Genomic DNA, 26,641 nt, shown 5'->3' on the forward strand with positions numbered 1-26,641 from the left:
CATCGTTTTCGTAGGGTGCGCCATGCGCATCATCATCGCATGGGGCTACAGCCCTGTTGGTTGCTGACTTCATACCTTGCCCCTGATGAAGCCCCACCCCTCGGCATCCCGCAGGGACATTGCCTGCCGTGCCTTTGTCGGGCGCCCCGATGAAGCCCCCATCCCCCGGCATCCCGCAGACGGCACGTAGGAGCAGCTTAAGCCGCGATGCGGGCGCCAGCCCGCAAAGGTGGCACGGCAGACCTTGGCGAGCATTTGCCTTTGCGCCTTGCGGCTAACGCCGCTCCTAAGGCAGACGGCGGTTTGGGCACAACCAGGGAAATTCACCCGCCTACATTAGGGTTATCGCCATCAGATGCAGCGCAAGCCGCCGCGGATCGTCATTGATACCCAGATCTACCGGACGCGCGGCGTCGGGGAACGCGAACTGGAGTCGCAATAGGCCATCTGCGGTGATTCGCCCTCTCGCTTCTTCAGGAACTAAGACCTCGATATGATTATCTGAAATGGAGGTGATACTGACTGCCGTTGCCCGAACATCATTGACGAAGATCTCAACTCTTTGTTGTGGATGGGACGAAGAAACCAGTGAATTTCCCTCAATCACAAGTCGCGTTGGCAGGCTGCCCACGAAAGGCAAAACAATCACAGACACATTACCATCGCTCCAAGTCCCTTGGGGCTCGTGCCCGGACCAGCCCGAAACAAGATATTGCGTACCGTTGCTTGACTGTGCAAACTCGATCCGCTCCCCCACCTTAACCGGGGTAAATAGGTCGCCAAACTTGACTTCTTTCGCAAGGCGACTGCATTCGCCGCAGCCGATCCAGCGAGGCGCGATCACATAATATCCATCGACTTTCGCGATTAGATCAATATTGCGGTTGAGCGTCAGGAAAGCAGATCTGGCGGAGGCTGAATCCAAGACATAAAGCGAATCACTCTCATAGCGGCCCTCCCTAATTGCTGCTGCGGCTTTCTCATGCGCCGCAATCAGGTTCTTCGAATCAACGCGAGCTAGATAAACAGCATCAGTAGTAAGCCCGAAACGCGCGGCGTAATAACTCAACGATTGCCAATGGGGAGTTTGGTTGCCCGGGTATATCCAACGAACTTTTCCGTACTTTCTAGCAGCTTGAGACCAGAACGCGTCCTTCAGAGGCGACTCCCATACCGTAGAGGGATTCGACATGAGTTTATTGCGGAGACTCAGCCAATTAGCACTCGTGTCTGCAATCTGCACTGCAAACGCTAGACCCAACAACAAAGCGGCTACGCGAGAGGAATTTCCACGAACCACAACAAGGATCAATGCAAGGATCAGAACATAGTAGAGCGGCCATGCCATTCTTCCGGACGCACGGAACACGTTTGCCACTTTAATGAGTAAGTCTCCAAGTCCTACGATATTAAACTCATGCAAGCCGACACCGACTTTGTGCGACACCGCGAACAAGAACAGCCCACCGAGTGCCAGCAGTAAAGGCCCGCGGGTGCGAACAGCCGACCATAAGCCAGAACGCCCCGCGATGAGCGATGGAAAGCCGGCAATCGCCAGCATCAGGACACCAAGCCCGAGAAAATTGAAGCCCTCGTATTCACCTATAGCCTCTGGAATATCCCTTAGCACATAAGACCATCCGCTTGGATCAACGAAGGAAAATAGATTCATCCGATACTCACCGTAACCACCAACGGAAATACTTGTCCCTATGACGAAATAGCCAACCTGCCAGCAGACCACACTAACGACAAAGGCAATCCCAACAAACTCGATCGCTACTCGCGGCCGAGTCAACTGACGGCGAATCAAGACTTGAATCAAATCCGTCAGCCACAATATGGAAACCATGGCCAGTAAATAAGCATGAACCATTGCGGCCGTGCCTAGGAGCAGCGCCCATAGCGGCGCGCGCCGTTCCACCGTTGGACGGAGAAGCAGGTAGAGCCCGGCAAGAACAAAGAAATGGCCCGCTAGACTGAGGTGACCATGCATGCGCCAAATCATCGGCGGCGCAAATACGAAGAGACCTGCACCTAAGAAACGAATAACGGCACTCTTCGAAATTAACCCAACAAGCTTCCAGGCAAACAATGCTTGTAATACAAAACAGGCCAACAACCAGATGCCAAAATACTGAAAGGTAACCGGTAGCACAGAAGAAAAAGGCTTAAACAGAAAAGCGAGCAAAGGATTCGAGTCAGAAAACAGGATCGCATTACCCAGCTCAAGGCCGTAGCCGGGGTTAAGGCCAACAGGAAAAGACCATTCTGAGTTCCTAAAAAAGTGCCAACCGAGGTAGTGAGTCGCCGGGTCCCCGGCACCTAGCCAAGCAATGTTGCTTGGGTAAAGCACATTTGGTCCAACGACAACAAAAAATGCAACAATGCCAAGCAGGATCGGACCAATAGTCGCCAAACGATATTTCAACATATAGCTGGTGCTCATGTATTGATAGTCAGCAGTTAAGGCGGGGCTTTAACCATCCTAGATCGTAGAGCGGAAGCCCCATAGCCGGCTAGCCAGGAAGGTAATAAGAGGGATAACTGCAGCAGCCGCGACTGCCGCGGCAACCGGAGATAACCAGCCACTTTTCAGTAAACCTACTAGAAGTAAAGTATTTGCAACAAAGGCGGAGCCGGAAATAAAGAAATATCGGCGCATTGCATGTAGTGGATTTCCAGGCACCCGAAAAGTCCAGAAATAGTGCCCGATAAACGCTGCAAAAAATGCAGTTAAAAAGGCTATGAAGTTTGCGAGAACCGGGGTAATGCTTTTCGATTCGATCAGCGTCCAAACTACCGCCATGTGGATCAATGCTGCGACCACCCCAATAATCACGAACCGGCTTGCAAGAAAGAGTTCTTGCCAGAGACTCGCCTTCGGAATTCCACCCCTGAATCTAGCCAAAACTGGCTTCATGGTCGTTCAGCTAAGCAGAACGCTGTCAGCCCGACAATTCGGTTGACCGCCAGTAGCGGGAGTTCTGCCTCGCAAACTTTTGCTAAAGCTTCGTTAACAACTGTGCTGTGCGTCGTCAGTTGTGATCTTTTACCTCCTCTTGTGCTTACGCCGAGCCAACGATTGGCGAGACGCGTTGCTACCGCAAGAGGAAACACCAATCCGAAAAAGTAACTACTATGCCGAAGCTGCAGCCCGGCTTGACTAACCACCTCTTCGAGTTGCTTAAGAGTGTACCGCCTTTTGTGTTCAAGAAACACGTCATGGTCACTCCAAAGGAACTGGAACGCAGGGACGGAAATTAAAAATCGAGCGCCTTTGGGGGCTTTACTAACGAGGCTGTATAAAAAGCCCCTAAAAATAATCATTCCCGCATCTTGCCCCAGCCTCCCGCCTGCATCAACATCGCTGCATTGATTTTGTGATGGCACAGACCGCATGGCGCGCTACAAGCATATCGACACCAGCCCCCGTTTCCTTGCCGTCGACCTGCAACGGCAACTGCTTCCCGGTACTTTCGAGCACGCGCTCAATCACCTCATCGACCACGAGCTGGACCTGTCCAGCTTCGATGCCCGCTTCAACAACGACGCGACCGGTGCGGCGGCTTATCCGCCTGCCATGCTGCTCAAGGTCGTGCTGTTTGCCTACAGCCAGGGCATTATTTCCAGTCGCAACATTGAAGCAGTCTGCCGTGACCACGTCACCTTCATCGCCCTGTCAGGCGACACCCAGCCCCACTTCACCACGATTGCCGGATTTGTCTCGAAGCTTGCCGACGACATCGCCCGCGTCTTCACCCAAATCCTCTACCTGTGCGACCGGCAGGGTTTGATCGGACGCGAGATGTTTGCCATCGACGGCGTCAAGCTGCCCAGCAACGCCAGCAAACAGAAGAGCGGCACCCGTGCCGACTTCGAGCACCAGGCCACCAAGCTCGAAGCCGCTGCCCGCGTCATGCTCGAACGGCATCGGGAAGAGGACAGCAAACCGGTCGAGGCCGACCTCAGACAGAAAGAAGTCCAGCGCATCAGCCGCCTGCAAACCGATGCCGCCCAACTGCGTCAATGGCTCACCGCTCATCCCGATGATCGCAAGGGCAGCAAAGGCACGATACGGAAGAGCAACCGCACCGACAACGAATCCGCCAAGATGGCGACCAGCAAAGGCGTCATCCAGGGTTATACGGGTGTGGCCGCCGTCGATGCCCGTCACCAGATCATCGTGGACGCGCAGGCCCACGGTACCGGCAGCGAACAGGAACTGCTGGTACCGGTGGTCAAAGCCATCCAGGTCGCATTGAATGATGCTCCACTCATCACCCCGGCCAGCCTCATCACAGCGGACGCGGGTTACCACTCAGAAGCCAACCTTAAGCAACTTACTGAACTGGAAGTGGACGCCTTGATTGCCGACAACGGTATGCGGCAACGCGATCCACGCTTCAAGGATCAGGACAAACACAAGCAGGCCCCCGATCCTCTGCACGACAAATCCGGCCAGAAGAAAGAGAAGAAGCCGACTGCTGTTTATCGCCCCGCAGACTTTCGCTATGACATGGACGCGCAGACCTGCGTTTGCCCTGCGGGCAAGACACTCTACGGCAACGGCAGCCATTGCATCATCAATGGTTTCGTTGCCGTCAAATTTCAGGGCGCGCAGCAGGACTGCGTACCGTGCGCACAACGGGATAAGTGTCTACGCACGCCGACCAGGACCAAGACCCGGCAAGTGAGTTTCTTTCAGGGCAAGGCTGACGGCACGGAGTCCTTCACCGACAAGATGAAAGTCCGTATCGATTGCCCGGAAGGACAGGCGCGATACGGACGACGCTTCGCCACGGTGGAACCGGTGTTCGGCAACTTGCGGCACAACAAACAGCTCAACCGCTTCACCTTGCGGGGGCAGAAGAAAGTGGATGCGCAGTGGAAGCTCTACTGCCTGGTGCACAACATCGAGAAGCTGGCGCATCACGGGTATGCGCAGTAGGGACGGGGCGGGCAGCCCGCACTACGTCAATCAGATGCTGCCATGACTGATCGGAACATCCCACCGAATCGGTTCGGTAAGTTGCAAATCATGAATTGAAAACGGCGTGGAAATTCCACGCCGTTTTTTACGTCGCCAATTTGGCTGAAAAGGGGTTTTTCTACAGCGTCAACGTAGTACTTAAGAAGTCCAACATCGTCATCGACATGCTCTAGCACATCCATTAATAAGATTACATCTGATTCTATATGATCAATAGATCGCCTGAAATGAATAGGCTTTTCATTTTGAAGAGCGTCTGAGTCACAATCGTAACTTATGTCTACGCACCAAGCGACTTGAGCCGCAGTACTATCCAGCAGATAGCGCGAGAAAAAACCAGAGCCCGCACCCACGTCCAAGATGGATGAAGGACGAGTTTTAACCAGCAACTTGGCCATCGCTCTCGCTTTTGACCGGTAGTACCAGTGTTGCGATACGTCTTCGCCAAGAATATCAGTTTCTTTAAGATCCACTGTTTAATCCTTAATAGTATTGTAGATTTGCCTTATAAGATATACAGGACGCCTTTTTGATTCAATATAGGTTCGGCCCAGATATTCGCCTATCATTCCAATCCCCACCAATTGAAGTCCACCGAGAAACGTAACTGCTACGATGACCGAAGAATAGCCAGGTACATCTACCCCACTCACTATTACCTTCAGAATGATAAAAGAAGCATATAGGAATGAGATCAAGGCTATCACGCTCCCAAGGTATGTCCAGATACGAAGGGGAGAAGTACTAAAGCTAGTTAAACCTTCCAGGGCGAAATTCCAAAGTCGCCATCCATTGAATTTTGTCTTTCCTGCAACCCGCTCTTCTCTTACATATTCAACAGTAGCAGTACGGAATCCAACCCAAGCGAATAGCCCTTTCATAAAGCGCCTGGATTCAGGCAATTCATTCAGTGCTTCAACAACCGCGCGATCCATCAAGCGAAAATCCCCAACATTTTCGGGAATTTTTGGATCAGAAATCCTGTTATGAATTCGATAAAACCATATAGCCGACTGTCGCTTGGCCCACGAGTCCGAGTCACGGTTAATACGTTTGCCCAACACAACATCGTAACCTTCACGCCATTTTTCAAGCATTTGAAGAATCACTTCGGGCGGATCCTGAAGGTCAACATCAATCGGCACAACAACTTGACCTAATGCGACTTTCAGCCCCGCTGTAAGAGCCGCTTCCTTCCCAAAATTGCGGCTCAAATCGACAATACGTATCGATGAATAAAGTGCCTGCAGCCTTAGGAGGCATTCAAGAGTGCTGTCAGTACTGCCATCATTGACAAAAACAACATCCAGCTCAACAGATGTAATACCGGAAAATAATTCACATACTTCATCTAAAAACAAGCTAACTGTTTCTGACTCATTATATACAGGCACTACTAGCGACAACATAATGTTAGCTTCTTTACGCATCTCGACCGCTGTCCCTTCGTAATTTTTATCTATGTTTAATATCATAGCCCCGCCCAAAATGTATCGCGATTTTGAAATTATATTCCTGAAACAACTAGACAAACCACGTTTATATTCTATTTTTTAACAGTTTCAAAACAATTTAATATCGAAGTGTGCCCACTTAGATGAAGCGTTTTGACCAATGGCAGTTATAACAATTTCCTTCATCTTTTGCTGTTCGAATTTTAATAGTTGACGACCAGGAGTGGTACTGCTCAGTGTAACATTGCCTGTCGATTCAATGCCGGTTATTAGAAATGACTTAGGGAATTCGTCCTGTATGCCCCACAACAGCGCATCCCGGTATTTCCCTATTTTTATGCCGCGAACGTATTGTTCATCATTAAATTTAAAACGCATGAAAGTTTGACCTTGTCCATCCACACCAATTTCGGATGTATATTGATGCGCTTCGTACTGGATCAGTAGGCACGAATTAAGCAGATAAATAAATAAGGAAGTTAAGGCAATTCCGAATAAATTTGAGTAGCGCTTGTAAATACCAAGGAAAGCCGCCAAAAGTATAAATATCAACAAGACCGATAAAGCGAGCAAATTCGAGTGATCTTTGTCAATTCCTGCCACGGCAAAATCAAAGGGATCCGTCAAAGCAATGAGGCCTAGATGTAATTTACTCCCAAATATATAGTAGAGCTCATCATAGCTTACACTTCCAAATCTGTTTTCTAAAAATAAATAGTGTTTGGCTACAAATAAAGCAGAGTTAACGATGTTTATAAATATCAACGGTAAGGCAATAATCCACCGCCAAATGTTACCAACAGAACGCCACCAGAAAACTGAACCAATAATCAATGTAGGTAATATAGCAACCCAAAATCTAGCAGTATATGATTCACTAGCAGCGCCCCAAACAAATGTAACCAAATAAAGAAAAAGAATGAGCCCACACAAGGTAACATAAAAATTCTTCTTTACGGCGCCAATAATTAATCCACTAACCCCAACAATCACGACTGGACTATATAGAATGACACCATGCCTAAAACTAAGCAATTGCACAGCCAAACGCTCGAAAAAAACATCGATAGCTGGGGAAAACGGGGCAGAAGCTGAGAAACCACTTCCAGCTAAAAATTTATTATACAATATGAAAAGAATAAATGAAGTCAAACATATGATAGTCAGCAATATTAGCTCTGCACGCGAAAAAAAAGATTCTTTAAATACACGATATAACAGCACAGCTCCTAAAGCTAAAGCAACTAGCGACATCCGCACATGAAAAAAAGGCATGCTTATAATTAGCGCAAATAAAATCCATGCGCCGCGTTTTGTAAGCTTAGTCCCCGATAAACCGATCAGCACCAGTGATAACAAGCAGAATAGCCATATTTCCGGGTACAGCAGCCGCAGGTATGGGAAGAACGGCAATGATATTGCATAAATAGACACCCATAGTAGCGCATCAATTTTTAGAAGATTCGGGTATTTGGCCAGTACAACTAGTAAAGGAAAAACGCCAACGGCAAATTGCCCCCATCTTCCCGCCGCCAATCCACCCAATCCAACCAAGGGCGAGATCAATGCAGAGTGGATAACCGAATGAATGCCCCTATCAGCCGGTATATTTCCAGGCAAACTGTGCGTTAGTTGCCACTGCACCCAATCGCTTAAAGGTAAGATTAGGTTGTTTGCTTCCCAAATTGAAACAGACACGTACAAATATCGTGGCTCATCACCCGTAAGAATTAATTCCCCCGTGTAAACGTGTAACAGCATTAAACATAAGATTAATAAAAACGAAAAAACATTTAATGCAAATGAGCGCGTGTCAAATTTCATCAATTCTCTTATTTTTCATCTATTGATTGCTCTTGCGGGACGGCATCAGCAAATTCCTCCCTCGGGGTAGCTTCGGTACAACCAGTTCGGTCTCTTTTGGTTTTGCTCTCCCGTCTTAGCAACTGCCTTGACGAATATGTACTGGCCAAGATCGTTTTCACGGAATCTTAACAAATCGGCTACTTTATCCACCGGACAGAATGCCTGAGCATTATTGGCATGGACATCGGCGGTAAAACATTCAACAGGCTCGTAGCCTTCAAAGCGCAATAACTGATCCAGTTCATGCCGATTATATTCGCGGTTGTGTCTCCCGTATGGGCCGTAACCACTGTAGGGGTCATAGATGTTGGCACCGCTGATCAGCCGGGTGACATTTTCCAACCGGGCCACATTTGGCGTAGTAAGAATCAATGTGCCGTTTGGTTTGAGCACCCGCTTTATTTCGCGCAACACCTTGCAGGGATCACTAAGCAAGTGCTCGATGATTTCGGCGAATATTACGAGATCAAACTCGCCATCGGCGTAGGGAAAGCTGTCGTTCTCAATATTGAAATGCTGGTAGGTGAAGCGCTCCGACTTCTTCTCGCCACTATTCAATTCAAGATAATCTACGGCCTGCACATGCTCACCGTTATTCTCATGGCCGAAATAATTGGCCAGGCTGATGTCCAGATCGGTGAAATTCTTTAGCAGCATGGTCGTGAAATACGGGTTGCCGCCCAGCTCAAGGCATTTTCCTTTGATGTCGCGCGCCAGGCCCCAGGTATGAACGAATCGGCGGAAATCTTGCGTCCCGTAGGCACGCATTTCCGATTCGGGTGCATCCTGGACCCGCACCGAAGTTACGAAATCGAATAGTTGTTGCTCCGACACCCCGGCCGGCAAAGGAAGGGGGGGTGACAGTGGGAATAACGCATCCGGCTCCGGTTCCTTCCGCAATTGCCGACGCACTGCGCGAATGACTCTTTTCAACAAGCTGATACTCCTTTTGCTACGTAGTCGATGACTGCTGGTGGCAGGGATTGGATAGGGCCATATTTCTGAGCTGACGAGCACTTTCTTGCCACGTCAACCAAGGCATCTTGGTTGACGTGGGGTGCAGTTGCGCGTCATACAGCGTGAGCCACGTTTTGATTGCATGTGCCAGGGCATCTGATGACTTGGCTTCAACGTAATAGGCAAACTCCCCCGCCACCTCGCGAAACACCGGAATATCCCGCGCGATGATCGGCAGCTTGTGCTGGGCGGCCTCGATGAGGGGCAGGCCGAAGCCTTCGCCGTAGGAGGCTGCGATCAGACAGGTGCTGGCGGCGTAGACTTTTCCCAGGTACTCGTCGCTGATGCCTTCGAGCCAAAACAGGCGTTGGTTCAATTCCGGGTGGGAGCGCAGGCGGGAAACGAGATCATCGACCATCCAGCCCTCCTTGCCGACGATGGCCAGGTTGGCATCAATACCTGAGCGCCAGAGCAATTCGAAGGCATCCAGCACCTGGCCATGACCTTTGCGCGGTTCGAGGGTGCCGACCATGAGGAAACTGGGGCGGGCGCGAAGTTGATCGAGGATGGCTTCCGCATTCGGCGGAAAGCCCATGGTGGGGTGTGAGTTATCGACATCGGCACCCAAATGGAACCAATCGATGGCTAACGACCTTTTGCGGTCAGGCCCATTCTGGCCGACCCATGCAGAGAATTCACTAGCCACAGATTCGGAAATGCACACTGCGCCATCGCATTCAGCCACCACGCCAAGCCAGTGGGCGAAAGCTGCGTCAGCCCCACCGATAAAATACTGCGGCATCGATACGCACAGCAGGTCATAGACCATAAACCTGACTTGCACCCCCTGCCTGCGCATGGTTTGATAAAACGCCCGCTGCACCACCTGGACCTGCGGTTGCAAGTCCAGACCAAAGAAGACATCCCCAGGCGCATAGTCGATCGGCTCTTCAGTCAGCGCCCCTTCATTCGTGTTGAGGAAGCGTTGCGTGAATTGCCGTGCGTAGCGGTAGCCTTGTTCAACCGTGGCATACACCGGTTCGATCCGATAGCCTTCCGGCGGATTGAGCAGCCATTCCTTAAGGATGCTGCGCACCACGCGCTGAATGCCGCTCTTGGCGTCGTGTTGCACCAGTTCGGAAACATCCACCAGCAATTGCCGGCAGGGGTAATTTTCCTGAACGAGGGCAATCTTGAGTTTTTCGGCACTTTCTTGCCAAGTTGACCAGCGCAGTTCGCTCGACTTGGGGTGGCGCCCCTCTTGATGCAGGCCGATCCAGGCCTTAAGCGCGTTGGCCAGATCGCGCGGCGTATCGCCGGAGAAATAGAAGGCGCAATCGCCGGCCACCTCACGAAACACGGGAATATCGCGCGCCACAATGGGGACTGTATGGCGTGCCGCCTCGATGAGCGAGAGGCCGAAGCCTTCGTTGATGCTGGCGGCAATCAGACAAGCGCTGGCGCTGTATACCTGCTCCAGATATTCATCGCTGATGCCTTGCAGCCAAAACAGGCGTTGGTCTTTTTCGGGGTGCTTATGAAGGTTTTCCGCCAAGGCTTCGATCTTCCAGCCCTGCTGCCCAACGAGGACAAGGTTGACATCCAGCCCTTCCTCCCACAACACATCAAAGGCGTCGACGATCTGCTGTTGCCTTTTTCTCGGCTCCAAGGTGGAAACACACAGAAAGCTTGGGCGGCTGCGTAAGGCGTCCAACACTTTAGGTGCTTCAGGCGGCAAGCCTTGCGAAGGCTGGGAACCTTCGATATCGCCGCCGATGTGCACCCAGGCAGTTTGAAAATTTGGCGTCCGGTAGATGGCGTTCTTGTCAATCCAGTTGTTGAACGCATTGGCAGTCGATTTCGATATGCAAATCGCGCCATCTGTCGCGGCGATCATCGTTAGCCATTGTTCGTGGAGGTCCTTGGCGTTCGAGTCCTTGAACAGATCGGCCAGCTGAATCGGCAGCAGGTCATACACAAGGAACTTAACCGACACCCCCTCGCGCTGGAGTTGGCGGTAGAACGCGGCGTGCGCCAATTGCACATGATGCTGCATGTCGAGGCCGAAGAAGATATCGCCGCGTTGCCATTGCACCAGGTCGTCGGTCAGTCGCTGTGCATCCTGGCCTAGAAAATGTTGGGTGAAGCGTCGCGCATAGCGGTAGCCCTCAACCTGCGTCGCATAGACCGGCTCAACGCGGAAGCCGGCGGGGGGCGATTGCAGCAGGGCTTTCAGGTAGCTGCGGACGACCCGTTGCACACCCGTGGCGGAATCGTGCTGGCACAGTTCGGAGACATCCAGCAGCAGCTGGCGCTCGATACCTGCGCTCTGGTTTTGCGCGAGGCAGGCGGCAAGCGTGCTTAATGTCGGTGATTCAGGTGCGGGAATATGTTGGGCCAAAGCCTGGATGAGTCTGCTGTTGGAGAGCGAGTGGTCGAGGTAGCTGTTCGATCTCTCATGGTCACCATGCAGCGACTCCCAGGCCACAATCGCCCGTTTGGCCGATTTGTCCCAGGAGAATTTTTTCACCCGCTGCAAGCCGTGCTCGCGCAGCATGGCACGGAATGCGTCGTCTTCCAGTACCTGGGCCATTCTGGTAGCAATTGCGGCCACGTCGAGCGGATCAAACAGAGCGGCGTCCAAACCGATCACCTCCGGCAGACTGGAAGTGTTGGCGCCTATAACCGGGGCGCCGCAGGCCATGGCCTCCAGCGCCGGCAGGCCGAACCCTTCGTGCCAAGAGGGGAAGACAAACAGTTTGCAGAGGTTGTAAAGCTGGACGAGTTGGTCATCCGACACATAACCGGTGAAGCACAACTCATCCGACTTGATACCGGCAGCTTTTGCCAGTCGTTTAAATTCCGCAACATTCCCATCCGTCATCTTGCCGGCCAGCAACAACTGATGGCTCGCGCGCAGCGGGGCAGGCAAGGTGGCGAACGCCTTAATGAGACGCGGCAAGTTCTTACGCTCGTCGGCACCGCCAGTGTAGAGAATGAAAGGTCGGCAGATGCCGAATTTCTGCCTCAGCCGGCTGGCGGTGGCTTCGTCGATGGTTTGCGGTTGGAAGTGGGCATCGATGGCGGTGGAGATGCTGACGACTCTGTTCTCCTCCACGCCAAGCGCCTTGATGCCTTCCTCCCGGCTGAAGTCCGATATGGCGAGATAAAGTGACGCCCGCCGGACATGCTCCACCTTGCGCAGGTAGTACCGTTCGTAGTTCGGGTTGGGCTTGAGGTAATGGTCGGGGTTCAGCAGCGGAATGAGGTCGTAAAGGATGACGCTGGTCGGCGTGTCGGTATCGAAGCGCCCAATGCTGGTGACAGCATCGTCCACATAGCCCTCGAACAGGCTGCTGATGTGGATGACGTCTGGCTTCAGGCTGGCGAGAAAGGCTTCGCGAAGGAGTTCGGCGGTTTCGCGGCGGCTTTCGTTGCCGGGCCGCTCTTCCTGTACCGGGCCTGACGCGTGCCAGACGCGGATGTTCTCCTGCGGCAGCAGGTCGTCGAACGCGGCGCGAATGGATTCGATGGTGTCGGGGAACAGGCCGCTTAGCGCGAGGATAACTTCATGCTCGCCACAGTTGCGTACGATTGCCTGGGCGAACGACATGGTGTAACGGCCAATACCGCGGAAGCGGCTTTCGGTTTGCGCACCTTGCATGTCGATGACGATGCGCATTAGCTGTTTTCCTTCTGGCGGCTTTCGATAGCGGCTTTGAGATCGTGGTGAATTTGACGTGCGTGCGGTGTGAGGTGACCGGGAGCTACAGTTTCCGCCATCGTCGATGGTGGGTAAGGCGGGACATACGTTGACGCGCCCGGCATGCCCCCTTGACTGCGCGCCACCCCCAGCAGTTGTTGGTGGAGCGAGGGATACCGCAGCAGATGCTGATTCAGACGGTAGCTCAGGCTGGGGTGTCGCAAGACCGCACGCATTATCACGGCAAGAGGGCGCTGCAGGGCGTTGATGCTGAGGTGCGCGGCATGGTTGGTAGCGTTTCGGAGGCGTGAGGTGGCGTGGATCGCCATCCCGCCCACGCATCGCACTGGGGCAGTAATGCGCCATGACCAGCTTTGCCGCAGCGCATTTCTCTCCGCTTCGAGCGCGCAAACCTGCTGCCACCAGTGGTGTGAATTGCCACCTAGTTCGTCAATACGCTGGGCTTGTGCTATGTGCTGGGTCTCGACGACAAGGGTGCGTTGCCCATGCTCTTGCACGCGGGACTCGGCTTCGGTGGCGCGGGACTCGGCTTCGGTGGCGCGGGACTCGGCTTCGGTGGCGCGGGACTCGGCTTCGGTGGCGCGGGACTCGGCTTCGGTGGCGCGGGACTCGGCTTCGGTGGCGCGGGACTCGGCTTCGGTGGCGCGGGACTCGGCTTCGGTGGCGCGGGACTCGGCGGCATCGGCTTTGCCTTCTGCCGCCTGGGCTCGCGCCGCGTTTCGCTCAGCTTGCAAAACAGCATCGATCAGCCGGTCTTGCAAGACGGTTATACGCGCCAGCGCATCGCTCATGCCACCAGCCTGGTTTTCAGCGTTGACCATGCGCTGACCAAGTGTGCTGATACTACGTTCAAGCGTTCCGTCATAACGGTTGGCGAGTTCATTCAGTTCAACACCATGATGTTTGGCGAACGCAACGTCAAAAGCGCACAACACCTCTGGCGAGGCATTTTTTTGAGCGACGATGGCGTAATCCGGGCTGACCCCGGCGAAGACCTCGTACAGACCAATATTTTCCTTGGCCGCAAGCTCAGGGGATTCTTGCAGGCGCAGAATCTTGACCCGCTCGTAGCCATAGTGTTCGGGCAGAAACGACAGCAACAAGGGCGGTATGGGGCGCAGGTGGGTAGGGTCAAGGTAGAAATTGGTGGTGCCGACCACAATGTTTTCCGGGTTGGGCGTCTCGAGGATGAGCAATCCTCCCGGCTTCAGCACACGTAGCGCCTCGATCACGAAAGTTTGGAGATCGTCGAAAGCAATATGCTCGACGATGTGAAAACCTGAAACGATGCACTGTGTCGCATCGGCAAGGGACTTCAAATACGCAATGGCATCCCCCTGCGTTGCAGGCAGGCCGCGCTCCCTGCATGACTCAAGCATGCCTTCATCCAGATCCACACCCAGGGGCAGAAATCCTTTTTCTTGCAGCAGTTCAAGCCACTCGCCCCGGCCGCAGCCCAGGTCCAGGGTGGCGGCGGGTCCGTACAACTGCAGCAGCGGAGCAATGAAAGGCAAGTAGGCTTCGAGCCGCTGCTTGATCAGGTCGCGCGGACCGCGATAGCGCTCTTCGAACGCACGGTAAAAACCAGTTGAACTCATCTTTGGTACTCGACTTGCGGCGGGATCCAGCTCACGCCGACAAATTGATCGCGGTTGAGATTGACCACGTTGAACATCAGCGCGAGATCGCGCCACTCGTAATTGGCCGCGAGATGCGTGTCCGCGATATGCAGCGCAGTGGAAACGGAATACGAGCCCAACCCGATATTGGCCGGAAAGGAGAAGAGCAGCGTGAGCCGGTCGCCCTTGGCAAGGTGTCTCATGTCGACACCGAGATGATGCGTGTTGGTGCCGAAAACGGGTTGGCCGAGGCGGTCCTTGATCATGTAGCCGAAGACCAGTTCGGGCAGATCGGCATGAATGCGGATCTCGACTTTCAACCGCACGGATTGGCCAACGTTGATGAATTCGACCGCTTCGTCGTCCTCGTTGAGCAGGGTGATCGATTCGACCCGCGCTTCGCCGGTGCCCGAACTCGTTTGCGCCCTGCCATCCTCAAGACGCTTCACCTCGACGGTGGCGTTTTCCCTTTCGGCGATGATGGCGTTGTAGAAGTCCATCACCTCCTCTGGATTGCCGTCCTTGATGACGAAACCGTGCTCCAGCAGGATGGCGCGGTCACACAGGGACTGGATGGAGGATCTGTCATGCGAGACGATCAGCAAGGTCGTACCTTGTTCGCGAAATTTCCGGATGCGGCTGAAGCTCTTGTGCTGGAAATACGCATCGCCCACCGACAGCGCCTCATCGACGATGAGGATGTCCGGGCGCACCGCGGTGGCGACGCTGAAGGCGAGCCGCATCTGCATGCCGCTGGAGTACATGCGTACCGGCTGATCGATGTAGTCGCCGATTTCGGCGAAGGCTTCGATGGCGGGCATGCAGGCGGCGATTTCATCGGCACGCAGGCCGAGCAACTGCCCGGCCATGAAGGCATTTTGCCGGCCGGTAAAGTCGGGGTGGAAGCCCATGCCAAGTTCGAGCAGCGCGGCAACGCGGCCCTGGGTGCTGACGCTGCCGGTGGTGGCCTGGGTGGTGCCGGTGATGATCTTCAGCAGCGTGCTCTTGCCCGCGCCATTGACGCCGATGATGCCGACCGCTTCGCCGGGGCTGACGCTGAAGCTGATGTCGCGCAATACCCAGGTCTTGTCGTGGCGCGGCTTGCCGGTAATCCATTCGAGCGCACGCGACCATTTGCCGGGGTAGCGTTTGTAGGCTTTGCCTACGTTGGCGACGACGAGCGTACCCATCAGAGCTCATCCACCAGTTCGCCGACGCGGGCGAGAAAGAAGTGGGCGCCAAGCAGCAGGAAAAGCACGGTGAGCACGGCGAGCGGTGCGAGCGAGGTGAAATCGGGCATTTCGCGGACCAGGAATATGGTCTGGTAGGCGGCCATCAGCGGCTGCATGGGGTTGTACTGCATGGCGCTGCGCACGCCTTCCGGCAGCGCCGGCAAGGTGTAGACAATCGGGGTGAGCCAGAACCAAAACTGCAGCACCACGCCGGTGAGCTGCCCGACGTCGCGGAAGAAGACGTTGAGCGTGCCGAGGAAGACGCCCAGCCCAATCGTGAACAGCAGCTGCAGCGCAAGCAACGGGATGAGCGCGAGCACCATCCAGCCGGGCCAGTGGCCGATGATGGCAAGAAAAGCGAGATAGAGGCCGAACACGATGCCGAAGTTGATCAGCGCCGATAGCGTCACGATGGCCGGAAGGCAGATGCGGGGGAAATTAGACTTCTTGATGAGGTTGCCGTGCTCGAGAAAAACGTTGTTGAGCCGAGCGAGCATTTCGGCAAACAGCCCCCAGGTGATGATGCCGGCGCACAGGTAGATGCTGAAGGCGAAGGGGACTTGTTCCTGGCCGGGCAGCGTGGCGCGCATGAGCTGGCTGAAGATGACCGTGTAGACGATGATCATGGTCAGGGGGCTGGCCACCGACCAGAACGCGCCGAACAGCGATTCGCGGTACTTGCCGTTGAATTCGCGCAGCACGCTGCTCCAGACGAAGCCGCGATAGGCCCATAGCGAACGGAACATGACGGGATGGATCAAAGCCTTTTGTCTCCGGACAGAGCGAAATTGAACAAATCCAGGTATTCCCCGGCCATCCGCTTCGTATCGGCGAATTCCGCGGCACGCTTGAGCCCGGCTTTGATCAGTTCGGCACGGGTTGCGTCGTCTTGAACCAGGGCACGAATGGCTTCGGCAATCTGCGTCGGAACCCGAGGGTCGAACATTATAGCGGCACCGGCCGCCACTTCGGGCAGCGACGTTGTGTTGCTGCATGCCACCGGCACGCCGGCAGCCATGGCCTCGATGACCGGCAGACCGAAACCTTCGTACAGCGAGGGGAACACGACACCACGGCATTGGGCCATCAAGGCTGCCAATTCGGTCTCGGGAAGGTAGCCCGGAAATAGCACCCGCTCGCACAGATTCATGGCGCGTGCGGCGCGCATCAGCCATGCCTGTCTCGCCCCCGGCGCTCCCGTGCATACCAGCTTGATATCCGCCGCCAATCCGTCGTGACAAGCCATGCCGAAGGCGGTTAGAAGCATTTCGTGGTTCTTGTGCCTCCAGAAGTTGGCGGGGTAGATCAGGTATCGCTGCGGTGCGAGTCCAAGGCGGCCCAATATGGCCTTGTCGTGCTCGGTTTCAGTGATGATTCGTTGGGCCATGCGCAGGTGGATGGTGCGTATGCGCGCCGGATCGAGGCGGCCATGGGCAATGGCGGCGTCCCGCGAGTAGTCGGATATTGCGGTGAGTGCCGTTGCCCGGCGACAGGCCTCGATGAAGGTGCGCTCGCGGTGGGCGACATTCTCTGCCGCAAAGAACTCGGGATAGGTTTTGAATTGCAGGTCGTACATCGTGCAGACCGTTGGGATCCCCGGTTCGAAATAGGTGGGGGCGGTGAAGGGGCAGAAGAGCAGATCGACGCCCATGTCGCGCAACAGCGAACCGGATCCGCCCCGTTTCAGCAGGGTGTTCAATTTGTAGCCCAGGCGGCTAACGACGCTGCGCAGCCGGATGGGCAAGTGCGGCAGGGTGCGGGAGGCAAGGCCCATCAAATGTGGGCGAATTCCGTTCGCCACCACCGGGCCGACGACCATCAGGCGCCGCATGTTGGGCCGATCCAATGTTGCCAGTTCTGCGTGCGATGCAGCTTGCGTGAGCAGTACAAATTGGATCTGAGGCGCCATTTCCGCCAGGCGGTTCAGCAATTCCAGCACGAAAATCTTCGCGCCGCCGTTTTCCCCGCCAGGGAGGACGGGGGTTACATCCACGGCGATGGTGCTGAGTGATTTATTCACTTGGGGTCTCGAATCCGTTTAGCCAATCTCATTACTTCTGGCCAACTTGAGAAGCCAGGGATGCGCCACACACCCACATTATTATTGATTTAGACTCTTTTATCGTTATTTATTGGTGTTGGCCAGTGTCGTTGTATGCACTCTGTGCACCGATTGACGCGCTTTGCACCTTGCGGCGCATCGCGGCTAAAGCCGCTCCCACAGGGCCGCCTGTCGCAGGGTAGGGGCTTCATCGGAGGGGGCAAGACATGACTTCAACAGCCAACTGTGGAAGGACCTTGATTTAGTCTCCTTTATCGTTATTTGTTGGTGTTGGCCAGTGCCGTAGGGTGCACTCTGTGCACCGATTGACGCGCTTTGCACCTTGCAGCGCATCGCGGCTAAAGCCGCTCCCACAGGGCCGCCTGTCGCAGGGTAGGGGCTTCATCGGAGGGGGCAAGACATGACTTCAACAGCCAACTGTGGAAGGACCTTGATTTAGTCTCCTTTATCGTTATTTTTTGGTGTTGGCCAGTGCCGTAGGGTGCACTCTGTGCACCGATTGACGCGCTTTGCACCTTGCGGCGCATCGCGGCTAAAGCCGCTCCCACGGGGCTGGCCAATGCCAACAAACAACGATGATTTAATCGTGCCGTGTCGTGTCCAACCCCATTTTGGTGGATGCCGGTCATAGGGATGGCCGACGGCATTTGCCATTTTGGGCGTCCATGAAGTCCCCACCCTCCAGCGTCCCGCAGACAACACCCGTGGGAGCGGCTTTAGCCGCGATGCGGGCGCCAGCCCGCAAAGGTGGCGCGGCGTGGCCCTGGAAAACATTTGCTCTTTGCGCCTTGCGGCGCGTCGCGGCTAAAGCCGCTCCCACAGGGCCGGTCAATATTTCGCCGCTTCTATCCATTCAACGCTTTCCGCTCCCTGCTTGGCATTGCTGACGATGTCACGGCGCCGACGTATGCCGAACTTTATGCAAAAAAGTCACGGCCCACTACAGGTAGTAGGCTTGGGCACTAACCGGATAAGCACGAGTCATTCTATTGACCAAAAAAGCGGCGAAACATGGACCGGCCAAGCGGATTTGCGGCCGATTTCCTTTAAGTCCGACAGGCTGCTAGACGGGCTACGATTGGATAACGGGCGGCCACTGTCTACGTGCGTGCACCACGGCTGATACGTCGATAATCTGCGGCGACTTCTCGCTCAACAGGCGGTAGAACACCAAGTAATTGCTGCGCACAGTCAATTGCCGATAGCCGGCGGCACGTCTGCTTTGAGCATGCCTTTTCGGATGAGAGGGCAAGGCGTTGACCTCGGCCTCGATCTCGTCTTTCAGATCTTGCGCCGCCCGCGGGTTGTCATTCGAGATGTAATCGACGATAGCCAACAGGTCGGCGCGGGCCTCCTCACTCCACTCAATCCGGGGTGTTTTCTGCATGGGCTTGACGCTTTCGATCAATAATGGCTTGCGCCTCGCTCATGACTTGCTCGTGTGACACCCGCGGGCGGGTGTCAGCGGCAGACCTGGCTAACTTCTCACGCAGCCAGTCCGTATGCGAAAGCGCCGCATGCGCGGCTTTCATCTGCTCGCTCCTGTCCGGCCTGGACACCTTTTCCAACTCAAGCTGCTCGGGTCGCCAGTTACGAGCGTCGATCCTGGCTTCCCGTATGCCGAGATCACGCAACAAGGACAAAGCCCTCCTGGGGTCAGAGAAACGCCGCGGGTTCTTGCCACGCATAGGCACCAGAACCGCATCCCCACGCCGGGTCTCGGCCTCAATGTAGAACGAACCTCCGTTACCGCGTAACGTCACCCCAATCACCCCGCCCGACTCGGAAAGCGCCCTGAACTGGTCTAGCGTGTAATGTTGCATGTTGAACTCCGCTTAAATGTTAAACAACGGATATAGTACGCCGTTTTCATGTTCGATCAACAGTTAAACGAGGTGTTCAATTTAACCTGTATCCCGTTGCATGAAGTGCTTGCATCGTTTGTCGGGCAGCTCCCATGCGCGCCAGTGACTGCGGGGAGGGATGTGGGAGGCCAGGCTCATCAAATATGGACGAATTCCGTTCGCCACCACCGGGCCGACGACCATCAGGCGCCGCATGCTGGGCCGATCCAGTGTTGCCAGTTCTGCGTGCGATGCAGCTTGCGTGAGCAATACAAATTGGATCTGAGGCGCCATTTCCGCCAGGCGGTTCAGCAATTCCAGCACGAAAATCTTCGCGCCCCCGTTTTCCCCGCCGGGGAGGACGGGGGTTACATCCACGGCGATGGTGCTGAGCGATCTATTCACTTGGGGCCTCGAATCCGTTTAGCCAATCTCATTACTTCTGGCCAACTTGAGAAGCCAAGGATGCGCCACACACCCACATTGTTATTGATTTAGACTCTTTTATCGTTATTTATTGGTGTTGGCCAGTGTCGTTGTATGCACTCTGTGCACCGATTGACGCGCTTTGCACCTTGCGGCGCATCGCGGCTAAAGCCGCTCCCACGGGGCCGGCCAATGCCAACAAACAACGATGATTTAATCGTGCTGTGTCGTGTCCAACCCCATTTTGGTGGATGCCGGTCATGGATGATGACCGGCGGCATTTGCCATTTTGTGCGGCAATGAAGTCCACCCCTCGACATCCCGCAGACGGCACCCGTGGGAGCGGCTTTAGCCGCGATGCGGGCGCCAGCCCGTAAAGGTGGCGCGGCAAGGCTTTGGCGAGTATTTGCTCTTTGCACCTTGCGGCGCATCGCGGCTAAAGCCGCTCCCACGGGGCCGCCTGTCGCAGGGTAGGGGCTTCATCGGAGGGGGCAAGACATGACTTCAACAGCCAACTGTGGAAGGGCCTTGATTTAGTCTCCTTTATCGTTATTTTTTGGTGTTGGCCAGTGCCGTAGGGTGCACTCTGTGCACCGATTGACGCCTGAAGGTACACGGAGTGCACCCTACTCCGGACATCTCGCGCCCTAAGGAACCGCTGATTAATTCATTGCGAGGCGCGCAGCGACGCGGCAATCCAGAAATGCCCGCTTGATCGATACGCTGGATTGCTTCCCGCCGCGCTTCGCTCGCGGTCGCAATGACGGCCATATCGAATTAATCAGTGCTTCCCTAATGGACAATCTGGGACAAACATCGACACGCCAGGCCAATCAACCTCCTGGCTACTTCGTCAGCGCCATGAACAGTTGCGGCAGCCGCTCGGGCAGCCGCTCGATGCGGTCGATGACGGTGTACTGGTGGCCGAAGATGTCGCCGACGTATTCGTCGGCCTTGGGGTCGAGGTTGATGCAGTAGGGGAAGATGCCCTGCTGGTCGAGCTCCTTGACGGCCTGGCGGGCGTCTTCGATGAGCAGGCGCTCGTCGTGAACGTCGACGTCGGACGGCATGCCGTCGGTGAGGATGAGCATGAGCTTCTTGTCGGCCGGACGCGCGCCGAGGTAATGCGCGGCATGGCGCATCGCCGCGCCCATGCGGGTGGAATAGCCGGCCTTCATCGCGGCCAGGCGCGCCTTGACGTCGTCGTTGAAGTGTTCGCCGTAGCCCTTGATGTGCAGGTAGCGCACGTCGTGGCGGGTGTTGGAATGGAAGCCGGCGATGGCGAACGAATCGCCCAGCTTCTCGATCGCCCAGGCCAGCAGCGACACCGCCTCCTGGGAGAGTTCGAGAATGGTCTGGTCGGAGCCGACCGCTTTTTCGTTGAGTGACTCGGACAGGTCCAGCAGCAGCAGCACGGCGATGTCGCGGCCGCTGGTGCGGTGGCTCATGTTGATACGCGGGTCGGGGGTGGCGCCACACTTGAAGTCGATCAGCGAGCGGATCGCGACGTCGAGATCGAGCTCGCTGCCCTCCTCCTGGTAGCGGATGCGCACCTTGTCCTGCGGCTTCAGGAGGTCGAGCATCTTCTTCAGCTGCTTGGCGAGCGCGCCGTGCTTGGCGAGCAGGCGGTCGATGTCGGCCGGGTTGCCGCTGGGATGCAGCGCGGCGTACACGCTGGCCCAGTCCGGCCGGTAGGTCTGGCTGGCGTAGTCCCATTCGGGGTAATGGCGCGGCGGCAGGCCGTGGATTTCCTTGTCCGGCTCGATCTTGCGCTTCTCGTCGAAGGCTTCTTCCTCGTCGCCCGACTCGATGAATTTCCACAGCTGGCGGTTGTCGTCACGGTAGTCGACGACCGTGTCGGCAAAGTGGATTTTGGCGAGCTGGTCGCTCTGGCGGCGCGTTTTGGCAACGTAGGAGAGGGCCAGCGCGGCGATTTCGCCGGTCGAGGACTCGCCCTGGTCCATGATGGCGTGGAAACGTTCCACAAACTCCCGCAAATCGGGGTCAGCGTAGCCGTGCCGGCTATGGTCCGGTGGGGCGGTGCGCATGGCGCACCCTACATTGGACTCACCGTAGGGTGCGCCATGCGCACCAGCCGTTTCCAGCAGGGCGCGCGACAGCATCGCCATGCGGTGGCGCAGGCAGGAGGTGGTCTCAGGATCGCAGGCGCCTTCCAGCGGCTTTGGATGCAGCGCGAGGAAAAGCCGGCGCAGGCCGGGGTATTCGCGGATCAAGAGCGTCTCGATGCGGCAGTCCTCGAAGAACTCCACCGCCATGCGCTGGAACGGGCTCCAGTTGTCGGCGATCTGCGCCTCGGACCAGCGGCGGTGGCCGACGATGTGGGCGAGCACGGCGCGGTAGCGGTCGATGCCGGGTATGCGCATGGTTTCGCCAACCGCTGTCGTGGGAGCGGGTTTACCCGCGATTGCAACGTCTGTGATCGCGGGTAAACCCGCTCCTACGGGGGGGTGCGTGGGAAGGATGGGGGCGATGCCGGGGATGGGCTGCGATTCGCCTTCGTAGGGTGCGCTTTGCGCACCGTTTTTGGTGCATGGAATGCACCCTACAGGGGAAATGAAGTCGTCGTATACATCCGGCAGGCGGATGCCGAGCTTGTCGTAATACGGAATCGGCTTGCGGATTTCGTCGAACGCGGTGGAGTACGGCACCAGGTGGTCGCCGTCCTGCCACAGGCCGCGCAGGTACAGGTCGAGCTTGTGCTCGACGTCCGCCAGCAGGGTGCCGTGGCGCTCGCGCTGCAGCACCGCGCGGCTGTCGGCCGACTGCAGGCTGAAGAAATCCTTCTGCCGCTCGGGGTGAGTGCCGTAGTTGCGGATGCCGTATTCCACCCAGTTCTTCAGGCCGGCCAGCGAGAGCTGGCTGAGCAGGTTCGGCGCCTGGGCAAGGAAATCCGGCAGACCCGGGCTGGGAAAGGTGGTGTGGTGGCCGTGGATGGAGCCGGTGGTGCGCTCCATGAAATCCAGGGTCACGTCGAGGTAGCGCTGCAACTGCGCCTGCGATTGCAGGCGCCGCGCCACCGGCGCAAGCGTCTGCAGAAAAGGCGCGATGGCGCGGCCGTTGGGCGACTTCTGCATGCGCTGGATCAGCGCCATCACCGCCGGCAAAGCGGATTCGCCCACCGCCTTCGCGGCGGACGGCCATTTTTCCAGGAATGCCAGTATCGGCTCCTCGCCACGCCCCAGCTTGCCGATGACCCGGCCGGCCTCGAGGTAGGCATCGAGCCCTTCGCGCGTGAGTAGCGACAGCGCCTCGGCCATGACATCCTCGAACACCTCCTCCACCTTCGGAAAACGGGTGTCGAGCTGCCTCCAGTAGGCCGCCATCAGGGGATGCTGGTATTCGGTTTCGGTCATGGTCTGCTCATTCGTATGTCGGTGCGCATGGCGCACCCTACGGGGTTCAATACGTATTGTGTGCAGGGTGCGCCATGCGCACCAAATCTACTCACCAAACGCCCCTTCAATCTCTGAACCTGTTGCCCAGTCCTGAGGATATATCCCTCTCTCAACACAGCGCTGAAAACTGGAATGCTTCCAATCCACTGGGCAATCAACATGGCCATGCTTCACCGGGTTGTAGTGGATGTAATCCATGTGCCGCGCATAATCTTCATCATCGCGAATCAGGTGTTCCCAAAACCGGCGCTGCCATATGCCGCATTCCCGGCGCGCCTTCATCGAATCGGTCACAGGTGCCAAATCCGTGTTTACTACCCCCTTCGTAACATAGCGCTTGATCAAGCTCCAGCGCGCACCAAAGTCTGCATCCCCGGGTGGCAAGGTCCAGATAGCGTGCAGATGATCGGGCAAAATCACGATAGCATCGACCCTGAACGGCTTGGTCTGCTGCACTTTCCGGAAAGCATCGCGCAATGTATCCATCACGTCCGGACGCGTGAGTATCGGTTGCCGGCGATAAGCCACCACAGTGAAGAAGTAAGTGGTCCCGCCTTCATGTGCCCGCCGATAGTTGGACATTCAGGATGATCCTTCCATGGTGCGCACGGCGCACCCTACACATGTCCCTTGCCGTAGGGTGCGCCGTGCGCACCATTACAAATCACGCAAATGTGGCGTCGATGGCGTGATCCAGCGTGTCGCGGATGTCGGCGTCGTCGGTGATCGGGCGCACCAGCGCCATGCGGCAGGCGTCACCCGGCGCCACGCCGTCCTTGATCAGCGTTGCCGCGTACACCAGCAGACGGGTGGAGATGCCTTCGTCCAGCCCGTGCCCTTTCAGGTTGCGGGCGACGCTGGCAATCTTCACCAGCCTGGCGGCCACCGCTTCGTCCATGCCGGTCTCTTCCGCCACGATCCGCGTTTCCAGCGCGGCCTCGGGGTAGTCGAAATCGAACGCGGTGAAGCGCTGCTTGGTCGATTGCTTCAAGTCCTTCATCAGCGTCTGGTAGCCCGGATTGTAGGAAATCACCAGCTGGAAATCGGGGTGCGCGTGGAGCAGCTCGCCCTTCTTGTCGAGCGGCAGCACGCGACGATGGTCGGTCAGCGGGTGGATGACCACGGTGGTGTCCTGGCGCGCCTCGACGATTTCATCGAGATAGCAGATGGCGCCGATGCGCGCGGCGGTGGTGAGGGGGCCGTCGAGCCAGCGGGTGCCGTTGGCTTCCAGCAGGTAGCGCCCCACCAGGTCGGACGCGGTCATGTCCTCGTTGCAGGCCACGGTGATGAGCGGCTTGTTAAGCTTCCACGCCATGTATTCGATGAAGCGCGACTTGCCGCAGCCGGTGGGGCCTTTCACCATCACCGGCAGGCGGTTGCGGTAGGCGGCCTCGTACAGCGCGACTTCGTTCTTCTGCTGCTGATAGAACGGTTCCTGCTGAATCTTGTACTGGTCTTTGTCGATCATGTTCGACTCCCGTAGGGTGCGCTATGCGCACCAATTTGACACGGTGCGCATAGCGCACCCTACGAAAAACAACGCCCCAGCAGGGCGGGGGCGTCGTTCGCGTTTACTGCGGGGGGTGCTTACTTATGCACGCCCAGCTTTTCGCGCCAGCCGGGGAAGATCTTGTCGGCGTCGCCGGGGAAGGATTCGAATGCGCGGGCGAATTCCTTGTGCTCCTTGGCAAACTCGATCGGGTCGGCTCCGGACTTCCAGCACTCGTAGGACTGACGCAGCGAGACCGCGCCGTCCGCCGGGCTGTCGATGTGGCCGTAGGCGCCGCCGCCAGCGGTGTTGATGACGTTGCCGTGGCCGAGGTTCTCGAAGAAGCCGGGCAGACGCAGTGCGTTCATGCCGCCGGAGATGATCGGGGTGGTGGGCTTCATACCGTACCACTTCTGGAAGTAGACCGGACCCTGGCACTCGTCGCGCTCGATCATGTAGGCGATGATCTTGTCGTCGCCTTCGCCTTCCATCTTGCCATAGCCCATGGTGCCGACGTGGATGCCGGAGGCGCCTTGCAGGCGGCTCATCTTGGCCAGCACAAAGGCAGTGTAGCCACGCTTGGCGGAAGGCGAGGTGACCATGCCGTGGCCGGCGCGATGATAGTGCAGGTACTGGCTAGGGTACTGACGACGTGCGGTGGTGACCATGCCGGGGCCGCCGACGAAACCATCGACCAGGAAGGCCAGCTTGTCGGCATCGGGGCCGAACACTTCCAGACCGAAGTCGGCGCGGGCGAGCATTTCGTAGTGGTCATCGGCGGTGATGTTCATGGAGAACAGCTTGGCCTGGCCGGTTTCGTCCTGGGCGCGCTTCATGGAGTCATACACCAGGGGCAGCACTTTCTTCAGCGGGCAGAACACCTGGTTGCCTTGGGGTTCGTCGTTCTTGATGAAATCGCCACCCAGCCAGAACTGGTAGGCCGCCTTGGCGAACGGCTCGGGGCGCAGACCCAGCTTGGGCTTGATGATGGTGCCGGCGATGTAGCCGCCGTTCTCGACCGGGCGGCCGAGAATGCGCCACAGGTCGGAGATGTCCCTGGCGGGGCCGTCGAACATCTGGATCGCGCGCTCGGGAACGTAGAAATCAATCATCTTGGCGTGTTCGATGTCGCCCATGCCCTGGTTGTTGCCGATCACCAGGGTCAGGAAAGACACCAGCATGAAACGGCCGTCGGTGACGTTGCGGTCGAACAGCTCCAGCGGGTAAGCAATCCGCATATCCTCGGTGGCTTCGTCGATGAGATAGACCAGCGCGTCGACGCCCTTGGTGAAGTCGTCGGTGGTGGAAACCTCGACGTTGGTGCCGGTGGAGGACTCGGCGGCGAAGTGCGCGGCGGCTTCCAGGTAGCCGGTGCCGGTCTTGGGCGCCATCTTGTAGGCGACGAGGATGTGCTTGCCACCCTTGATCAGGTCTTCCTCTTTCAGGCTGAGGTCGGCGTAACGTGCGGATTGATCCATTGCATGACTCCTTGATAAATAACGTAGGGTGCGCTATGCGCACCGTCCGTTGGTCTGGTGCGCATAGCGCACCCTACGAAA

19 protein-coding genes and 1 pseudogene are annotated in these 26,641 nt (G+C 56.6%); 2 read left to right on the forward strand and 18 right to left on the reverse strand.

The window, feature by feature from the left end; all coding sequences use genetic code 11:
- Positions 1 to 331 precede the first annotated feature (331 nt).
- Together ACZ41T_RS08775 and ACZ41T_RS08780 are read right to left on the reverse strand one after the other, a co-directional pair.
- Positions 332 to 2,449, reverse strand: coding sequence for a DUF6311 domain-containing protein (locus ACZ41T_RS08775; protein ID WP_464921021.1), 2,118 nt, complete (start codon positions 2,447 to 2,449; stop codon positions 332 to 334).
- A gap of 39 nt (positions 2,450 to 2,488) precedes the next feature.
- Positions 2,489 to 2,923, reverse strand: a complete 435-nt coding sequence (locus tag ACZ41T_RS08780) for a GtrA family protein (RefSeq protein WP_464921022.1) — start codon at positions 2,921 to 2,923, stop codon at positions 2,489 to 2,491.
- A gap of 477 nt (positions 2,924 to 3,400) precedes the next feature.
- Between ACZ41T_RS08780 and ACZ41T_RS08785 the strand changes: the two genes are divergently transcribed.
- Positions 3,401 to 4,951 carry a transposase gene (locus ACZ41T_RS08785; RefSeq protein ID WP_464921023.1) on the forward strand — a complete coding sequence of 517 codons (1,551 nt, stop codon included), beginning with the start codon at positions 3,401 to 3,403 and terminating at the stop codon, positions 4,949 to 4,951.
- A gap of 26 nt (positions 4,952 to 4,977) precedes the next feature.
- Here ACZ41T_RS08785 and ACZ41T_RS08790 read toward each other — a convergent pair whose 3' ends face one another.
- The 9 genes from ACZ41T_RS08790 to ACZ41T_RS08830 form a co-directional block, all read right to left on the reverse strand.
- A complete protein-coding gene (locus ACZ41T_RS08790; protein WP_464921024.1) occupies positions 4,978 to 5,466 on the reverse strand; it encodes a class I SAM-dependent methyltransferase in 489 nt (162 codons plus the stop codon).
- 3 nt (positions 5,467 to 5,469) lie between these two features.
- A complete protein-coding gene (locus tag ACZ41T_RS08795) occupies positions 5,470 to 6,468 on the reverse strand; it encodes a glycosyltransferase family 2 protein (RefSeq protein ID WP_464921025.1) in 999 nt (332 codons plus the stop codon).
- A gap of 87 nt (positions 6,469 to 6,555) precedes the next feature.
- Positions 6,556 to 8,271: a hypothetical protein gene (locus ACZ41T_RS08800; RefSeq protein ID WP_464921026.1), complete on the reverse strand. Its 1,716-nt coding sequence runs from the start codon at positions 8,269 to 8,271 to the stop codon at positions 6,556 to 6,558.
- A 45-nt stretch (positions 8,272 to 8,316) separates the two neighbouring features.
- Entirely contained in the window at positions 8,317 to 9,246 is a 930-nt protein-coding gene (locus tag ACZ41T_RS08805; RefSeq protein ID WP_464921027.1) for a class I SAM-dependent methyltransferase, read from the reverse strand.
- Positions 9,247 to 9,265: 19 nt separating this feature from the next.
- On the reverse strand, positions 9,266 to 12,952 hold the full coding sequence (locus ACZ41T_RS08810) for a glycosyltransferase family 4 protein (RefSeq protein ID WP_464921028.1): 3,687 nt from the start codon (positions 12,950 to 12,952) through the stop codon (positions 9,266 to 9,268).
- Complete coding sequence (locus ACZ41T_RS08815; RefSeq protein ID WP_464921029.1) at positions 12,952 to 14,592, reverse strand: class I SAM-dependent methyltransferase; 1,641 nt, start codon at positions 14,590 to 14,592, stop codon at positions 12,952 to 12,954. Before ACZ41T_RS08815 ends, ACZ41T_RS08810 begins: the two co-directional genes overlap by 1 nt.
- Entirely contained in the window at positions 14,589 to 15,803 is a 1,215-nt protein-coding gene (locus ACZ41T_RS08820; protein WP_464921030.1) for an ABC transporter ATP-binding protein, read from the reverse strand. Before ACZ41T_RS08820 ends, ACZ41T_RS08815 begins: the two co-directional genes overlap by 4 nt.
- Entirely contained in the window at positions 15,803 to 16,591 is a 789-nt protein-coding gene (locus ACZ41T_RS08825; protein ID WP_464921031.1) for an ABC transporter permease, read from the reverse strand. Before ACZ41T_RS08825 ends, ACZ41T_RS08820 begins: the two co-directional genes overlap by 1 nt.
- Positions 16,592 to 16,602: 11 nt before the next feature.
- On the reverse strand, positions 16,603 to 17,865 hold the full coding sequence (locus ACZ41T_RS08830; RefSeq protein WP_464921032.1) for a glycosyltransferase: 1,263 nt from the start codon (positions 17,863 to 17,865) through the stop codon (positions 16,603 to 16,605).
- An 879-nt stretch (positions 17,866 to 18,744) separates the two neighbouring features.
- Between ACZ41T_RS08830 and ACZ41T_RS08835 the strand changes: the two are divergent.
- Positions 18,745 to 18,873: pseudogene (locus ACZ41T_RS08835) on the forward strand (IS1595 family transposase); the annotation flags it as partial.
- A 106-nt stretch (positions 18,874 to 18,979) separates the two neighbouring features.
- Here the strand turns inward: ACZ41T_RS08835 and ACZ41T_RS08840 are convergent.
- The 7 genes from ACZ41T_RS08840 to ACZ41T_RS08870 form a co-directional block, all read right to left on the reverse strand.
- Positions 18,980 to 19,294 carry a type II toxin-antitoxin system RelE/ParE family toxin gene (locus ACZ41T_RS08840; protein ID WP_464921033.1) on the reverse strand — a complete coding sequence of 105 codons (315 nt, stop codon included), beginning with the start codon at positions 19,292 to 19,294 and terminating at the stop codon, positions 18,980 to 18,982.
- Positions 19,272 to 19,730 carry a hypothetical protein gene (locus tag ACZ41T_RS08845; RefSeq protein WP_464921034.1) on the reverse strand — a complete coding sequence of 153 codons (459 nt, stop codon included), beginning with the start codon at positions 19,728 to 19,730 and terminating at the stop codon, positions 19,272 to 19,274. The genes ACZ41T_RS08840 and ACZ41T_RS08845 overlap by 23 nt, the downstream gene beginning before the upstream one ends.
- A gap of 81 nt (positions 19,731 to 19,811) precedes the next feature.
- Positions 19,812 to 20,156, reverse strand: a complete 345-nt coding sequence (locus tag ACZ41T_RS08850) for a hypothetical protein (protein WP_464921035.1) — start codon at positions 20,154 to 20,156, stop codon at positions 19,812 to 19,814.
- A gap of 866 nt (positions 20,157 to 21,022) precedes the next feature.
- Positions 21,023 to 23,551 carry a nitric oxide reductase activation protein NorD gene (locus ACZ41T_RS08855; protein WP_464921036.1) on the reverse strand — a complete coding sequence of 843 codons (2,529 nt, stop codon included), beginning with the start codon at positions 23,549 to 23,551 and terminating at the stop codon, positions 21,023 to 21,025.
- A gap of 87 nt (positions 23,552 to 23,638) precedes the next feature.
- Positions 23,639 to 24,175 (reverse strand): REP-associated tyrosine transposase, encoded by a 537-nt coding sequence (locus tag ACZ41T_RS08860; protein WP_464921037.1) that lies wholly within the window; start codon positions 24,173 to 24,175, stop codon positions 23,639 to 23,641.
- A gap of 82 nt (positions 24,176 to 24,257) precedes the next feature.
- Complete coding sequence (locus ACZ41T_RS08865) at positions 24,258 to 25,061, reverse strand: AAA family ATPase (RefSeq protein WP_464921038.1); 804 nt, start codon at positions 25,059 to 25,061, stop codon at positions 24,258 to 24,260.
- 119 nt (positions 25,062 to 25,180) lie between these two features.
- Entirely contained in the window at positions 25,181 to 26,560 is a 1,380-nt protein-coding gene (locus tag ACZ41T_RS08870; protein ID WP_464921039.1) for a ribulose-bisphosphate carboxylase, read from the reverse strand.
- Positions 26,561 to 26,641: the final 81 nt, after the last annotated feature.

The sequence above is a fragment of the Thiobacillus thiophilus genome (assembly GCF_055378705.1).

Coding starts and splice junctions, on each gene's coding strand:
- ACZ41T_RS08780 (WP_464921022.1), bottom strand. CDS start 2,923: ATGAAGCCAGTTTTGGCTAGATTCAGGGGTGGAATTCCGAAGGCGAGT.
- ACZ41T_RS08870 (WP_464921039.1), bottom strand. CDS start 26,560: ATGGATCAATCCGCACGTTACGCCGACCTCAGCCTGAAAGAGGAAGAC.
- ACZ41T_RS08845 (WP_464921034.1), bottom strand. CDS start 19,730: ATGCAACATTACACGCTAGACCAGTTCAGGGCGCTTTCCGAGTCGGGC.
- ACZ41T_RS08865 (WP_464921038.1), bottom strand. CDS start 25,061: ATGATCGACAAAGACCAGTACAAGATTCAGCAGGAACCGTTCTATCAG.
- ACZ41T_RS08825 (WP_464921031.1), bottom strand. CDS start 16,591: ATGTTCCGTTCGCTATGGGCCTATCGCGGCTTCGTCTGGAGCAGCGTG.
- ACZ41T_RS08775 (WP_464921021.1), bottom strand. CDS start 2,449: ATGAGCACCAGCTATATGTTGAAATATCGTTTGGCGACTATTGGTCCG.
- ACZ41T_RS08795 (WP_464921025.1), bottom strand. CDS start 6,468: ATGATATTAAACATAGATAAAAATTACGAAGGGACAGCGGTCGAGATG.
- ACZ41T_RS08840 (WP_464921033.1), bottom strand. CDS start 19,294: ATGCAGAAAACACCCCGGATTGAGTGGAGTGAGGAGGCCCGCGCCGAC.
- ACZ41T_RS08815 (WP_464921029.1), bottom strand. CDS start 14,592: ATGAGTTCAACTGGTTTTTACCGTGCGTTCGAAGAGCGCTATCGCGGT.
- ACZ41T_RS08860 (WP_464921037.1), bottom strand. CDS start 24,175: ATGTCCAACTATCGGCGGGCACATGAAGGCGGGACCACTTACTTCTTC.
- ACZ41T_RS08785 (WP_464921023.1), top strand. CDS start 3,401: ATGGCGCGCTACAAGCATATCGACACCAGCCCCCGTTTCCTTGCCGTC.
- ACZ41T_RS08810 (WP_464921028.1), bottom strand. CDS start 12,952: ATGCGCATCGTCATCGACATGCAAGGTGCGCAAACCGAAAGCCGCTTC.
- ACZ41T_RS08800 (WP_464921026.1), bottom strand. CDS start 8,271: ATGAAATTTGACACGCGCTCATTTGCATTAAATGTTTTTTCGTTTTTA.
- ACZ41T_RS08820 (WP_464921030.1), bottom strand. CDS start 15,803: ATGGGTACGCTCGTCGTCGCCAACGTAGGCAAAGCCTACAAACGCTAC.
- ACZ41T_RS08855 (WP_464921036.1), bottom strand. CDS start 23,551: ATGACCGAAACCGAATACCAGCATCCCCTGATGGCGGCCTACTGGAGG.